The sequence below is a fragment of the Ralstonia pickettii genome, from assembly GCF_016466415.2.
GTDB classification, from domain to species: Bacteria; Pseudomonadota; Gammaproteobacteria; order Burkholderiales; family Burkholderiaceae; genus Ralstonia; species Ralstonia pickettii.
In genome coordinates this window covers 755,450-768,305 of the sequence record NZ_CP066772.2, presented here as the reverse complement: position 1 = coordinate 768,305, position 12,856 = coordinate 755,450, and the positions used below count along the sequence as shown (strand labels likewise).

The window sequence follows — 12,856 nt, the reverse complement described above, 5'->3', positions numbered from 1 at the left end:
GGATCCGCTCAATGTTCGGCCACGGCCTTGGCGGGCGCCGGCTGGGCACGCACCTTCTTGACGTCTTCTGCGCTCACGCGGCCGCCGGGGTTGTCCCAGCTGTTGAGCACGTAGGTCAGGATGTTGGCGACCTCGTCGTCATTGAGTTGTGTCATCGGCGGCATGACGGAGTCGTATTCCTGGCCATTGACCTTGATCTTGCCGTTCAGGCCATGCAGCACGATGTTCATCGCACGCTTGGGGTCAGCTGCCAGGAAATCCGACTTGGCAAGCGGCGGAAACACGCCCGGCAGCCCGGCGCCATTGCCCTGATGGCATACCGAACAGGTACCCGCAAACAGCGCGCGGCCGGCCTGCACCTGATCCTGCACCGTCAGCGTACCGCTCACCGACGCCTGGGTCGCCTTGGTGACGGCGCTCATGTTGGGCGCGGCACGATCGCCCAGGTACACCGAATCCAGTTCCTTGCCGGAATAGACCAGCTTGTTCTCCGCCCCATCGATCTTGAGGATGGCCATGGCGCCCTTGTTGAAGGCACGGAAGATCGAGTGGTCGACCAGCACATAGCTGCCAGGCACGCGCGCGGTGAACTTCACAACAGCCGCGCCACCCGCCGGGATCAACGTGGTCTGCACGTTCTTCTGCACGTTGGTGCCGCCCTCGTAGCGCACCTGATCGAAGATGGCGCCGATCACGTGGAAGCTGGAGACCAGGTTGGGCCCGCCGTTACCCACGAAGATGCGCACCGTTTCGCCCACCTTGGCGTGCAGCGCCTTGTCACCGGTGAGCGCGCCTTCCGCACCGTTGAACAGCACGTAGCTCGGGCGTTCGTCGATGGCCTTTTCCATGTCGAACGGCTGCAGGCCCTTCTCGCGGTACTTGCCGGCGGTGTAGAAATCGCCCTGCATGACGTAGTACTCGTGATCAACCTTGGGCAGGCCTTCGGGCGGTTCGACCAGGATCAGGCCATACATGCCGTTGGCGATATGCATGCCCACGGGTGCGGTGGCGCAGTGGTAAACGTAAATGCCCTCGTTCAGCGCCTTGAAGGTGAACTGCGATTCATGGCCCGGGGCGGTAAAGCTCGATGCTGCGCCGCCGCCCGGCCCGGTCACGCCGTGCAGGTCGATGTTGTGCGGCATCTTGCTGCTCGGGTGGTTCTTGAGGTGGAACTCCACCGTGTCGCCCTGCCGCACGCGGATGAAACTGCCAGGAACGGTGCCGCCGAACGTCCAGAAGGTGTAGCTGACCCCTTCCGAGATCTGCATTTCCTTCTCGACCACTTCCAGCTCCACGATGACCTTGGCTGGATAGGTCCGGTTGACCGGCGGCGGCACAAGCGGTGGACTCGTCAGGACGGCGTGGATCGGCTCCCCGCGTGGCGGCCCGAAGTCACCCGGTAACTTGGCGCTGGCGGCGCGGGCCGCAGTGCCTGCAAGCAGTGCGCCCAGCACCACAGAAATCAAGCCCGCGCGCATCAGGCTGCGGACGGTGTGAAGACGGCTCATTTTTTCCCCCGTGTATCGGTCTGGTGTCGTCCGCTCCACGTTAGGCCGCGGCGGCCATTAGGGCTTTGATACAGCGCAAACGAAAACCCGCCCCGACCGGCACATCCACCCCACCGCGTGGCACGCAAGCCCAGCCGTGGCCTGATTTGCGACTCAAGATACCCATAAAACAAGCATCTGACATACATCAATAACACCGGGGATTTCACTCACTAATATAGTTGCATCCTTAATGCATCTTTTTGATGCGACACCCACAGAGGGAATCCCCATGACACAGTCCGCCTCCACCATCCAGCTCGACCTCCGCGTGCTGGCGCCGCGCGAGCGCCATCCGCTGATCTTCTCCGCCTTTGGGGAACTCGGCATCGGGCAGAGCCTGGAGCTGATCAACGATCACGATCCGCGCCCCCTGCAGTCGCAGTTTCAAGTCGAGCGCCCGGGGCAGTTTTCCTGGGACTACCTTGAGCGCGGCCCAGGCACGTGGCGCGTTGCCATCACCAAGGTGGCGTCTGCCGCCAGTGCCGGCCACTGCTGCGGTGGTTGCGGTGGTGGCGCCTGAATTTCCGATTGCATCCTGCAAGGAACCTTGTCATGAAAACCAATCAAAGGCTGTGGCGGTGGCTCGGCCTGATCTTCATCCTGTCGTTCGGGGCATTGGGCTATCTGGGCCGGCAGATCTATCTGGCAGCGCCGCCGATTCCGCATGCCGTCGTCACCTCTGTGGGCGAGGTGCTCTTTACCGGTGAGCAGATCCAGCGCGGCCAGGAAGCCTGGCTGGCAGCCGGCGGCCAGCAGCTCGGCACCGTCTGGGGCCACGGCAGCTACGTTGCACCTGACTGGTCTGCCGATTGGCTGCACCGTGAAGCCACAGCGCTGCAAGCCATCCGCGCGCATCAGCAGTTCGATACCGATGCGCCGTTGACGACCGTGCAGCAAGCCGCCGTCGACGCCAGCGTGAAGGAGGAAATGCGCCGCAATACGTACGACGCAAATCACGACATCCTGACCGTGTCGCGTGAGCGCGCAGAGGCCATCCGCGGTGTGGCCCAGCACTTCGAGGCCCTGTTCGGCACCGATCCGTCGCTGGCAACGCTGCGCGATCAATACGCCATGGCCACCGGCGTGCTGCCGGAGGCGGCCGATCGTGAAGCCCTGGCGGCGTTCTTCTTCTGGACGTCGTGGGCCGCCGCTGCCGACCGCCCAGGCGAGACCGACATCTCGTATACGAGCAACTGGCCGCATGAACCGCTGGTGGGCAACACCATGACCGGAGGTGCCGCAGTGTGGTCGATGGTCAGCATCGTGCTGCTGCTGGGCGGTATTGCCGCCATGCTGTGGCTGCACGGCAGCAGCAAGCATGAAGAGGAGTCTGCGCCGCTGCCGGCCGATCCGTTCCTCAACGTGGTGGCCACGCCGTCGATGAAGGCCACGCGCAAGTACTTCTTTGCCGTGATCGGCCTGATGCTGGTGCAGATCGGCATGGGCGCCATCACCGCGCACTATGCGGTGGAAGGTGAATCGTTCTTCGGGATTCCGCTGGCGCAGGTGCTGCCGTACGTGATCAGCCGCACCGTGCACACGCAGCTTGGCGTGCTGTGGATTGCCACGGCGTGGCTGGCCACGGGCCTGTACATTGCGCCGCTGCTGTCGGGGCGTGAACCGAAGTTCCAGAAGCTGGGCGTTGACCTGCTGTTCTGGGCGCTGATCTTTATCGTGGTGGGGTCCATCGCCACCGGCTGGCTCGGCACGCTGCAACATCGCGGTGCAGACTTCGGCTTCTGGGTCGGTAACCAGGGGCTGGAATACACCAGCATGGGCCGCGTGTGGCAAATCTTGCTGTTTGTCGGCCTGCTGTTCTGGGTCGTGCTGCTGGGCCGTGCCCTGTGGCCGGCACTGAAGACGCCGTCGGAATCGCGCGGCCTGATCGCCATGGTGTTCCTGTCGGCCACCTGCATCGGCGGGTTCTATTCGACTTCGCTGGTGTGGGGCCAACACACGCACTATTCGATGATCGAGTACTGGCGCTGGTGGCTCGTCCACCTATGGGTCGAGGGCTTCTTTGAAGTGTTCGCCACCGCCGTCATCGCGCTCATCTTCACGCGCCTGGGCCTGATTCGCGCCAGCAGCGCCAACCGCGCCATCGTGGCCGAGACGATCGTGTTCCTGTCCGGCGGCATTCTGGGCACGCTGCATCACCTGTACTTCACGGGGACACCGACCTCGATCATCTCGGTGGGTGCAGTGTTCTCTGCGCTGGAAGTGGTGCCGCTTTCGCTGATCGGGCTCGAAGCGCTGCAGAACTATCGCCGCACGCAAGGCACACCGTGGCTCAATGCATACAAGTGGCCCGTGCTGTGCTTCGTGGCCGTGGGCTTCTGGAACACCGTCGGCGCCGGCCTGCTCGGCTTTGCCATCAACCCGCCCGCTTCGCTGTACTACGTGCAAGGTCTGAACATGACGGCCGCACACGGGCACGCTGCACTGTTCGGGGTGTACGGCATGCTCGGTATCGGTCTGATGCTGTTCTGCCTGCGCGGCCTGTATGCGCGCAGCCTGCATGCCGATCGCCTGCTCAAGCCCGCGTTCTGGGGCCTGAACATCGGCTTGGCGATGATGGTATTCATGTCGCTGCTGCCGGCCGGCATCTATCAGGCCTGGGCGAGTGTCACCAAGGGCATGTGGTACGCCCGCTCGCCGGAAGTGGTGCACTCGAAAGTGATGGAAACGCTGGTCTGGCTGCGCGTGCCGGGTGACATCGTGTTCGCCATCGGTGCACTTGTGCTGGCCTGGTATGCGCTGCGGCTGCTGCGCCGTCCGAAGGCCCAACAGATGGAGCCATTGCCGGCTTCGGCTCGCGCGACGCGTTAATTCCTCATCCAGCAGTCCTCCCAAAAACCCGCAGGGCCCGTGTCGATCTGACCGGGCCCTGCGGGTTTTCCTGTAATGCCCTCCGCCCCCCAACCTCCCTACAATGTCGAGTCATATAGATGAATAGTTGACCACGTTCGATATCCCATGCCCGCCGATCTCCGCCTGCCCCGCTACCAGCAATTGCGCGACGATCTGGCCGCGCAGATCGCCCAACAGCACTGGCGCCCGGGCGACGCCATCCCGACCGAAGCCGAGCTTGCCAAGACGTACAACGTGGCGGTCGGCACCGTCCGCAAAGCCGTCGATGTCTTGGTCGCCGAGGGCCTGCTCGAACGCTTCCAGGGCCGCGGCACGTTCGTGCGACGCGCCAGCTTTGCCAGTTCCCTGTTCCGCTTCTTCCGCTTCCAGAGTGAAAGCGGCGAGCGGCGCATTCCTGAGAGCCGCATCCTCAAGCTGGACGTGCTGGATGCCCCGTCGGCACCGGCTGCAGGCCTGCAGATTGAAACCGGCGCACCGGTCATTCGCCTGACCCGGCTGCGCCTGCTGGATGGCGCACCCATGCTGGCCGAAGAAATCTGGTTGCCGTACGACCGCTTTGCGTCGCTCGCCACGCTGGAACTCGACGCGTTTGGCGACCTGCTGTATCCGCTGTACGAATCGCACTGCGGCCAGATCATTGCCAGCGCCGAGGAAACGCTCACCGCCGAAGCCGTCAACGCAACGTATGCGCGCCTGTTGCGCATCCAGCCCGGCGATCCGGTGATGGTCATCGAACGCGTTGCGCGCGGCTACGACCGGGTGCCGCTCGAATGGCGGCGCTCGCGCGGCGCGGCGGCGCACTTCCGGTACCACGTGGATATCCGGTAGCGCCGCCTACGCTGCAACCCAATCCGACAAAAGCACACACAGGAGACAACATCATGCAGGCCAACGCATCGACGGCCCCACCGCTGCTGGACGTGCGAGGCGTCACGCTGCAGTACAAGACACGCCAGCATCTGGTGACGGCCACTTACCGCGTCGACTTCCAGGTCTATCCCGGCGAGCGCTACATCCTGCTCGGGCCGTCGGGCTGCGGTAAATCGACACTGCTCAAGGCCATCGGCGGCTACCTCACACCCACCGAGGGCGAGATCCGTCTCAAGGGCCAGCCCGTGACGAAGCCGGGGCCGGATCGCATGATGGTGTTCCAGGAATTCGACCAGCTCCTGCCGTGGAAGACCGTGAAAGAAAACGTGCTGTTCCCGCTGCTCTCCACGGGCAAGCTGGGCGCGCGTGAAGCCGAGGAACGCGCGCTGCACTACATCAACAAGGTCAACCTCACCAAGTTTGCCGACCATCACCCGCACATGCTGTCGGGCGGGATGAAGCAACGCGTGGCGATTGCGCGCGGCATGGCGATGGAGCCCGACGTGCTGCTGATGGACGAGCCCTTCGCCGCTCTCGACGCGCTCACGCGTCGCAAGATGCAGGACGAGTTGCTGCAGCTGTGGGACGAAACGCGCTTCACCGTGCTGTTCGTCACGCACTCGATTCCGGAGGCGATCCGCTGCGGCAGCCGCATCCTGATCCTTTCTCCGCATCCCGGCCAGGTACGCGCCGAACTGCCGAGCCTCGCGCGCGGCGATGATGACCCGGAGCGCTTCAAAGCCCTCGAAGCCGAGATCCACGACATGCTGTTCGCCCGCGCAGTGGAGGAAACCCATGCAGACTGAAACGCTTTCCATGCCGGCCACCGCCGACATCAGCAACCGTGCGCCCGTCTACAGCACGCCCGTGGCGTTCGAGCGCATCGGCGTGGTCGAAAAACCGCTCTCCATTGCCGAGCGTTTGTACGAACAGGCATGGCTGCGCAAGCTCGTCATCCTCATCGTTCTGGCACTCGTGTGGGAAGGCGGCGCACGCTGGCTCGACAACCCACTCTTGCTGCCGACTTTTTCCGACACCGTGCAGGCGCTGTGGGCTGGGCTAGCCAGCGGCACGCTGTTTGCTCGCATCGGCACGTCGATGCAAACGCTGCTGGCAGGCTACGCGCTCGGCTTGGCGTTGTCCTGCGCGCTGGTCGTGCTCGGCATCAGCAACCGGCTCGGGCAGGACTTCCTGGAAACGCTCACCGCCATGTTCAACCCGCTGCCCGCCATTGCGCTGCTGCCGATCGCCCTCGTGTGGTTCGGCCTGGGCAACGGCAGCCTGATCTTCGTGATCGTGCATTCGGTGGTGTGGGCGGTGTCGCTCAACACGCATGCCGGTTTCCTGTCGGTATCGAACACGCTGCGCATGGTGGGCCGCAACTACGGGCTCTCCGGCATGGGATACCTGACGAAGATCCTGATCCCCGCCGCATTCCCGTCCATCCTCACTGGCCTGAAGATCGGTTGGGCCTTCGCATGGCGCACGTTGATCGCCTCGGAACTGGTGTTTGGCGTCAGCTCCGGCCAGGGCGGCCTCGGCTGGTACATCTACGAGAACAAGAACCAACTGCAAATTCCCGAAGTGTTCGCCGGCCTGCTGACGGTGATCATCATCGGCCTGCTGGTAGAGAACCTGGTATTCCGCACGCTGGAAGCCCGCACCGTCAAACGCTGGGGCATGCAGAACTAAGCCAGACAACCTGGCGCCAACCCAAGCACACCAACGGTTTGGCCGTACCCTGCCCTAGATGGCGCCTTGGATTTTTGTCACGGGGAGGAAAAAGAGGGGAGGCTGTCTGAGCGCAGCGAGTTTGCCTCTCCTCCCTCCCCGTGACACAAATCCAAGGGGAAGTCGCCATCTCGGGCGCGCCTTTCTTTGCTTACTTTCTTTGGCAAGACAAAGAAAGTAAGTCGCCCCCGGCAGGGGGTGAAACAAGAAACGCACCACCAACAAACATAAAGCCCAACAGAGCAACAAGGAGACAACACATGCAGCACCCCCGCCGCACCATCCTCCGCCTGACAATCGCCGCCACGCTGGCCACATCGCTCCTGGCCGGCACCATCACCACCGCCCACGCAGAAGCCACCGAAGTCCGCATCTCCCACGGCTACGGCATCCTCTACCTCCCCATCATGGTCATGGCCAGCGAACACCTGCTCGAGAAGCAAGCCAAGGCCGCCGGCCTGGGCGACGTGAAGGCCAGCTACCGCGTGCTCGACGGCGGCAACGTCATCAACGACGCCATGCTCTCCGGCGCGCTCGACATTGCCTCGCTGGGCGTGCCGGGCTTCCTCACGCTGTGGGACAAGACGCGCGGCAGCGCGATGGAAGTGCGCGGGCTGTCGTCGCTCAGCTCATCGTCGATGTACCTGATGACGCGTAACCCGAACGTGAAGACGCTGGCGGATTTCTCCGACAAGGACCGCATCGCCGTGCCGGGCATCAAGACCTCGCTGCCAGCCGTGGTGCTGCAAATGGCCGCCGCCAAAACCTTCGGCGACAAGCAGTTCAACAAGCTCGACCCGATCACGGTGCCGCTGCCGCACCCTGACGCCACCGCCGTCATGCTGGCCGGCGGCAGCCAGATCAACAGCCACATGGCGTCGCCGCCGTTCTCGTACACCGAGGCCGCGGCCCCCGGCCTGCACCGCGTGTTCAACACGGTCGACGTGCTCGGCAACATCACGCTGGACATGACCTACACCAGCAAGAAGTTCTACGAGGCCAACCCGAAGCTGTCGGCGGCATTTGTGGCCGCGCTCGATGAAGCCAATGCCCTCATCGCCAAGGACAAGACCAAAGCCGCGCAGATCTACATCGCCCAATCGAAGGTGAAGAGTTCGCCTGAAGAGGTGAAGAAGATTCTGGACGATCCGGATTCGCGCTTCACGACCACGCCGGTGGGCGTCGCACACTATGCTGAGTTCATGCAGCGCGTGGGCACGCTCAAGAACAAGCCGGCGTCGTGGAAGGATCTGTTTTTTCCGACTGTGCAGAGCCGACAGGGCTCGTAAGCAGGCCGCACGCAGCATCCACACGGAGACGTTCCATGGCACTACGCATCGTCCGGCTCGGCGAGCCGCGTCACCCCGATGAAGGCTTGCGCATCGGCACCGTGCGGCGCCCACCGCGCGGCGTGCCCAAGGAAGAATTCGCCAGCCGCGATTTCTACGACGTGTGGATGCCCTTGCTCTCCCCCACGCCGGAACTCGTCAAGCAGGCCCTGGCCGCACAGAGCGCGCACGACGAGAAAGGCTGGAACACCTTCGTGCGTCACTTCCGCACCGAAATGCGCGACGGTGATGCGGCACGATTGCTCGACATGCTGGCCGCACTCTCGCACCAGACCAACCTGTCGGTCGGGTGCTATTGCGAGGACGAGGCGCATTGTCATCGGTCGGTGCTGCGCGCGTTGTTGAAGGAACGTGGGGCGAAGCTGGCTCCGTGAACGATGTTTCCACCTGCACAAGGAAAACCATGCCGACCCTGCCCCGCACACCGCGCTGCGCAGCCTCATCTGCCCTCTTGCTCGCGCTGGCCATGACGGTCGCGCAGACGGTGACGGCGCAAACCGCCCCCGCCGCACTGCAACCGGCCGAGTCTCACCACACCGTCGCCACGCTATCGGCCACGGGGGTGCAGATCTACGTTTGCAAGCGCGACGGCGACAAGCCTTTGGCGTGGGTCTTCAAGGCGCCGCTGGCGGAGCTTTACGATGCGAGCGGCAAGCTCATCGTCAAACACGGTACGGGCCCAAGCTGGGAGGCCTCCGACGGCAGCAAGATCACAGGCAAAGTCTTGCAGCAGGCGCCCAACACCGCGGAAGCCGGTGCCATTCCGCTGCTGCTGTTGCAAGCCACGCATGCTGGCGGCGCGGGCGTGTTGGGCGGTGTGCGCTACGTGCAACGGCTGCAGACCCACGGCGGCATCGCGCCCGCACAGCCCTGCACGGAGGAAGGCCAGGAAGGCCGCAGCCCGTACCTGGCACAGTACGTTTTCCTTGACTGACGCAGCGTCGCACATACAGCGCCCTACCCCATACAGGGGACGCCGCTCTCCCCTGGCACCCCTATAACGAAGACACACGCGACCGGTTGTTCACCGCGTCGCGCCGTCGTCATTCGTCATTCCAGGAGGACCGCCATGGGCCGCCGCTACATCGATTGCCGCGCCTTCCCCAGCGAGACCAACTGCTCGGTCGCCATCAGCGCCGACAGCGATGCCGAGTTGCTGGAGGCGGCGGTACAGCATGCCGTTTCCGTGCACAAGCACACCGATTCGCCCGAACTGCGGGCGCAACTGCAAACCCTTTTTCAGGACGGCACCCCCGCCGTGGCGCCACCCAAGACGGCCACCGCCTGATCGGCGCCTAGCGACGCGCCGATAACGCGAGCATCAGCCGCACGACATCGCACTGGCTGTGGGTGTTGGTCTTGCGATAGACGTGCTTGAGATGCGTGCGCACCGTATCGAGTGAAATGCCCAGCGTGCGGGCAATGCATGCCGGGTCGGAGCCGCTTGCGAGCAGACCGGCCACATCGGCTTCGCGGCGTGTCAGGTGGAATGCGTCGGTCAGCCAAAGGCTGGCCGGCTGCGCAGGCGAAATGCCAGAGCGCGCGGCAACGCGTTGCCAGCACAACGGCAGCGCTTGCGCAAAGTGCGGCAGCAACGCTTGTGGCGTCGCACCATGCTGCATGGGTTGCGGCACGCCCGCCTTGCGGTAATCGAGCCACACTGCGCCGCACACTTCGGCATCAGCCACGGGCCAGCCGTCGACGCCATCACCGCGTACCGCATGCAGCAGCACGTCGGCCGAGCGAGCGCCGCGCGATGCCGCCCAGTGCCACCTCCCATCGACGCGCCACCGGATCATGGCCGCAGCATGGTGCGCGCCGCACGCATCGCGCAGCACGTTCATCACGCCCACGGCGTCGCCCGCGCAGGCCGCCACGTAGCATTGGCGCAGCACGGTTGCCGAGGCATGAGGTGACGTGACAGAAAGATGCGGCATGAAGGCAATACGGGCGCAGCGGCTTGCGACCGCTGCGCCCGTTTCGAAAGGGACTTCATTATAGGAAGCGCGTCACCTCCCGCACTGCTCCTTTTGCCCTAAGCCCATCGCGTGGATCAGGCCAGCGCGCGGCGCGACATCCAGCGTGCACGCAGATGGTCGTACGCAAAGTTGAAGAAGAACGTGTACGGCAGGAACAGCAGCATGATGCCGATGTCGAGTACGAACGCTTCCCACAGCCCCACGTCGAGCCACCAGGCGGCCAGTGGCACCAGCATCAAGACCAGCCCAGCCTCGAACAGACAGGCATGGATCACCCGCAGGACCACGGTGCGCGGGAGCCTGTAGCGACGCTCCACGCGCTCGAAGATGGCGTTGAACACCATGTTCCACACCATCGCCACCGCCGCAAACATGAGCGTCATCACGCCCATTTCGGCCAACGGCAAATCCATCAGCCAGCTAAACAGCGGGGCGCAGATCAGCATGGCAACCAACTCGAACGTCAGCGCATGCACGAGGCGCTCGGCTGGCGTTTTTTGTATGACTTGCATTGCAATTACCTCCAAAAAACGAGGATTATTTTCATCGGAATTATCCGTATGATCCAGTTCATTAGTATCGATTTTTCCGATATATTGGCGGTGCACCACCATCCGGAGTGCTGAATGCGTCATTCACCCGAAGCCTTACTGGCCTTTGCCGAGGCCGCTACGCTGGGTTCCTTTTCCGCCGCAGCCCGAAAATTGGGCAAGCGGCAATCCACGATCAGCGAGGCGATCGCCAATCTTGAAATCGACCTCGGTCTGACGCTGTTCGACCGCAGCACGCGCCAGCCCACGTTGACCGAAGCGGGCCACGCGATGCTCACTCAGGTGCGCCGCGTGCTCGACGCCAGCGCACAGATGGACCGCCTGGCCGCACAGATGGCCGGCGGTCTGGAGGCGCGCCTGACCCTCGTCATGTCTGACACCTACCAATCCGATCGCTATGAGCAAACGCTGGCCACACTCGAGCAGCGCTACCCCGATCTTGAACTCGAATGCCTGATCGCCGAACACGAAGACGTGGTCGACATCATCCAACTGGGCCGTGCCCAGATCGGTTTGGTGGCCGCGCAGCCGGCATATCCGGCCGATATCGGCTGGGCGACCATTGCAGAGCAATCGGAGATCGGACTGTTCGTGGGGCTGCAGCACCCACTAGCCCGATACGGCGACGAGGAAGTGCCGCACGCCATCCTGCGCGAGGCGCGCGAGCTACGGCTGAACACCTTCGTCGACCCAACGGGGCCACGCACCGACGCGGTGCCCGTGCGCAGCCTGCGCCGCTGGTCTGCACCGAGCTACCTAATGCTGCTGGAAATGGCCGTGCTGGGCTTCGGATGGACGGAGTTGCCGCGCTGGCTGGTGGACCACTTCGCGGCAGACCGGTTGCATGAAGTGCGTGCGCGGGGCTGGCCCCGCCTCGTGCCGGTGGACGCCGTATGGTCACGCAATCGCACACTTGGGCAGGCCGGCGCCTGGCTGCTCGAAACGATGCTGGCGGGCTAGGCGCTCACGCGTTTTCGTCCAGCCGTTCGATGATCAGATGCGAGAGTTGGGCGGTCTGCTCTTTCGTCAGCGTAAATTCCACGCCAAACGAAGGAAACGCAGACGCGGTTGTGCCCAGCGCAGGCGACCCACTTGCCACCCGGCCGGTCAGGGAAAACGTCTCCAACTGACCGTCCACGTAGGCATTGAAATCGAGGGCGAGTCCGTCACCGGGTTGGAACGCGGGGTTGGCGCTCTGCACCAGCGCACCGTTCAGGCAGATGTCGCGGATCACGGCCACGCGGTCCGCTGCCGACGCGGCCTGCCCCTGCGCGCGCACGCGCGCACCGATGCGAACCTGCACGCGCTTGGCACGGCGCAGCGGCATCTTCTGCATCTTGAGTGGCGCCGACAAGACCAGATACGGCGAGGGAAACTGTCCCACCGACACCACGCTGCACATCATGGTGAACACCGAGCGGCCGGAAAAACCGCGCAGTATCAGCACGTCTCGCGGCTCGGGCCGCAGCGTGCGCTTGGCGTCGGCTGGCTGCGTGACAAACAGCGCCTCTCCTTCGATATAACCGATCAGGCGGCACGGGAGCAGGCCACGTAGCGGTGCGGACTTCTCCTGCACCTGCAAGACGGTGCCCACCGTCAGGCCGGCCGACCCGAGCCGGGGCGGCGCTTCCGCGGGCGCGGCGGCAGGCGCTGCCGCAACGTCATCGCCTTCTGCCAGCGCCAGCACCGGGCCGTGATGGAACAGCAGGCGGACGTCTTCGGCATCGGGCACGACGGCACCGGCAGGCAACAGAAGCCGACCCACGCTGTCCGCTAGCGGAAACGGCAGCGGTTGACCGACCGGAACGTCTTCCTGCGTGAGTTGCCGCGTTTTCTGAAGGATCATGGGTGGCAAAGGATCGCGTCTGTCATGGGCGGGCCAAGGCAAATGCCTTGGCAGGTACGCCCGCCATCTTGTAACAATGGCCGGCAAATCGCCGGAGAGCAACTCGCAT

14 protein-coding genes are annotated in these 12,856 nt (G+C 64.0%); 10 read left to right on the top strand and 4 right to left on the bottom strand.

The window, feature by feature from the left end; genetic code table 11:
• Nucleotides 1-8 precede the first annotated feature (8 nt).
• Nucleotides 9-1,508: a copper-containing nitrite reductase gene (nirK, locus tag RP6297_RS19695; protein ID WP_009240432.1), complete on the bottom strand. Its 1,500-nt coding sequence runs from the start codon at nt 1,506-1,508 to the stop codon at nt 9-11.
• 271 nt (nt 1,509-1,779) lie between these two features.
• On the opposite strand from nirK, the gene RP6297_RS19690 reads away from it, so the two are divergent.
• From RP6297_RS19690 to RP6297_RS19650, 9 genes are all read left to right on the top strand, one after another.
• Nucleotides 1,780-2,070, top strand: a complete 291-nt coding sequence (locus RP6297_RS19690; RefSeq protein WP_004627827.1) for a DUF2249 domain-containing protein — start codon at nt 1,780-1,782, stop codon at nt 2,068-2,070.
• Between the two features lie 32 nt (nt 2,071-2,102).
• On the top strand, nt 2,103-4,379 hold the full coding sequence (locus tag RP6297_RS19685; protein WP_009240431.1) for a nitric-oxide reductase large subunit: 2,277 nt from the start codon (nt 2,103-2,105) through the stop codon (nt 4,377-4,379).
• A gap of 147 nt (nt 4,380-4,526) precedes the next feature.
• Nucleotides 4,527-5,249: a GntR family transcriptional regulator gene (locus RP6297_RS19680; RefSeq protein WP_009240430.1), complete on the top strand. Its 723-nt coding sequence runs from the start codon at nt 4,527-4,529 to the stop codon at nt 5,247-5,249.
• Nucleotides 5,250-5,302: 53 nt separating this feature from the next.
• Nucleotides 5,303-6,097: an ABC transporter ATP-binding protein gene (locus RP6297_RS19675; protein WP_009240429.1), complete on the top strand. Its 795-nt coding sequence runs from the start codon at nt 5,303-5,305 to the stop codon at nt 6,095-6,097.
• Entirely contained in the window at nt 6,087-6,983 is an 897-nt protein-coding gene (locus tag RP6297_RS19670) for an ABC transporter permease (protein WP_009240428.1), read from the top strand. The genes RP6297_RS19675 and RP6297_RS19670 overlap by 11 nt, the downstream gene beginning before the upstream one ends.
• A gap of 299 nt (nt 6,984-7,282) precedes the next feature.
• Complete coding sequence (locus tag RP6297_RS19665) at nt 7,283-8,311, top strand: ABC transporter substrate-binding protein (RefSeq protein ID WP_009240427.1); 1,029 nt, start codon at nt 7,283-7,285, stop codon at nt 8,309-8,311.
• A 35-nt stretch (nt 8,312-8,346) separates the two neighbouring features.
• Nucleotides 8,347-8,745, top strand: a complete 399-nt coding sequence (locus tag RP6297_RS19660; RefSeq protein ID WP_009240426.1) for a DUF488 domain-containing protein — start codon at nt 8,347-8,349, stop codon at nt 8,743-8,745.
• Nucleotides 8,746-8,774: 29 nt separating this feature from the next.
• Nucleotides 8,775-9,305, top strand: coding sequence for a DUF3455 domain-containing protein (locus RP6297_RS19655; RefSeq protein ID WP_009240425.1), 531 nt, complete (start codon nt 8,775-8,777; stop codon nt 9,303-9,305).
• A gap of 135 nt (nt 9,306-9,440) precedes the next feature.
• The gene (locus tag RP6297_RS19650) at nt 9,441-9,659 is read left to right on the top strand and encodes a DUF1059 domain-containing protein (protein WP_009240424.1); all 219 of its coding nucleotides are present in this window, start codon (nt 9,441-9,443) and stop codon (nt 9,657-9,659) included.
• A 7-nt stretch (nt 9,660-9,666) separates the two neighbouring features.
• Here the strand turns inward: RP6297_RS19650 and RP6297_RS19645 are convergent, their stop codons facing one another.
• Together RP6297_RS19645 and RP6297_RS19640 are read right to left on the bottom strand one after the other, a co-directional pair.
• A complete protein-coding gene (locus tag RP6297_RS19645) occupies nt 9,667-10,308 on the bottom strand; it encodes a helix-turn-helix transcriptional regulator (protein WP_009240423.1) in 642 nt (213 codons plus the stop codon).
• Between the two features lie 116 nt (nt 10,309-10,424).
• Nucleotides 10,425-10,862, bottom strand: a complete 438-nt coding sequence (locus tag RP6297_RS19640; RefSeq protein ID WP_009240422.1) for a multidrug/biocide efflux PACE transporter — start codon at nt 10,860-10,862, stop codon at nt 10,425-10,427.
• 114 nt (nt 10,863-10,976) lie between these two features.
• Here RP6297_RS19640 and RP6297_RS19635 point away from each other — a divergent pair, with 114 nt between their 5' ends.
• Nucleotides 10,977-11,861, top strand: coding sequence for a LysR family transcriptional regulator (locus RP6297_RS19635; protein WP_009240421.1), 885 nt, complete (start codon nt 10,977-10,979; stop codon nt 11,859-11,861).
• A gap of 4 nt (nt 11,862-11,865) precedes the next feature.
• Here RP6297_RS19635 and RP6297_RS19630 read toward each other — a convergent pair whose 3' ends face one another.
• Nucleotides 11,866-12,747, bottom strand: coding sequence for a flagellar brake protein (locus RP6297_RS19630; RefSeq protein WP_009240420.1), 882 nt, complete (start codon nt 12,745-12,747; stop codon nt 11,866-11,868).
• Nucleotides 12,748-12,856: the final 109 nt, after the last annotated feature.

Excerpts from the sequence above, each read along its gene's own strand:
- nirK (WP_009240432.1), bottom strand. The coding sequence starts at position 1,508 with ATGAGCCGTCTTCACACCGTCCGCAGCCTGATGCGCGCGGGCTTGATT.
- RP6297_RS19690 (WP_004627827.1), top strand. The coding sequence starts at position 1,780 with ATGACACAGTCCGCCTCCACCATCCAGCTCGACCTCCGCGTGCTGGCG.
- RP6297_RS19685 (WP_009240431.1), top strand. The coding sequence starts at position 2,103 with ATGAAAACCAATCAAAGGCTGTGGCGGTGGCTCGGCCTGATCTTCATC.
- RP6297_RS19680 (WP_009240430.1), top strand. The coding sequence starts at position 4,527 with ATGCCCGCCGATCTCCGCCTGCCCCGCTACCAGCAATTGCGCGACGAT.
- RP6297_RS19675 (WP_009240429.1), top strand. The coding sequence starts at position 5,303 with ATGCAGGCCAACGCATCGACGGCCCCACCGCTGCTGGACGTGCGAGGC.
- RP6297_RS19670 (WP_009240428.1), top strand. The coding sequence starts at position 6,087 with ATGCAGACTGAAACGCTTTCCATGCCGGCCACCGCCGACATCAGCAAC.
- RP6297_RS19665 (WP_009240427.1), top strand. The coding sequence starts at position 7,283 with ATGCAGCACCCCCGCCGCACCATCCTCCGCCTGACAATCGCCGCCACG.
- RP6297_RS19660 (WP_009240426.1), top strand. The coding sequence starts at position 8,347 with ATGGCACTACGCATCGTCCGGCTCGGCGAGCCGCGTCACCCCGATGAA.
- RP6297_RS19655 (WP_009240425.1), top strand. The coding sequence starts at position 8,775 with ATGCCGACCCTGCCCCGCACACCGCGCTGCGCAGCCTCATCTGCCCTC.
- RP6297_RS19650 (WP_009240424.1), top strand. The coding sequence starts at position 9,441 with ATGGGCCGCCGCTACATCGATTGCCGCGCCTTCCCCAGCGAGACCAAC.
- RP6297_RS19645 (WP_009240423.1), bottom strand. The coding sequence starts at position 10,308 with ATGCCGCATCTTTCTGTCACGTCACCTCATGCCTCGGCAACCGTGCTG.
- RP6297_RS19640 (WP_009240422.1), bottom strand. The coding sequence starts at position 10,862 with ATGCAAGTCATACAAAAAACGCCAGCCGAGCGCCTCGTGCATGCGCTG.
- RP6297_RS19635 (WP_009240421.1), top strand. The coding sequence starts at position 10,977 with ATGCGTCATTCACCCGAAGCCTTACTGGCCTTTGCCGAGGCCGCTACG.
- RP6297_RS19630 (WP_009240420.1), bottom strand. The coding sequence starts at position 12,747 with ATGATCCTTCAGAAAACGCGGCAACTCACGCAGGAAGACGTTCCGGTC.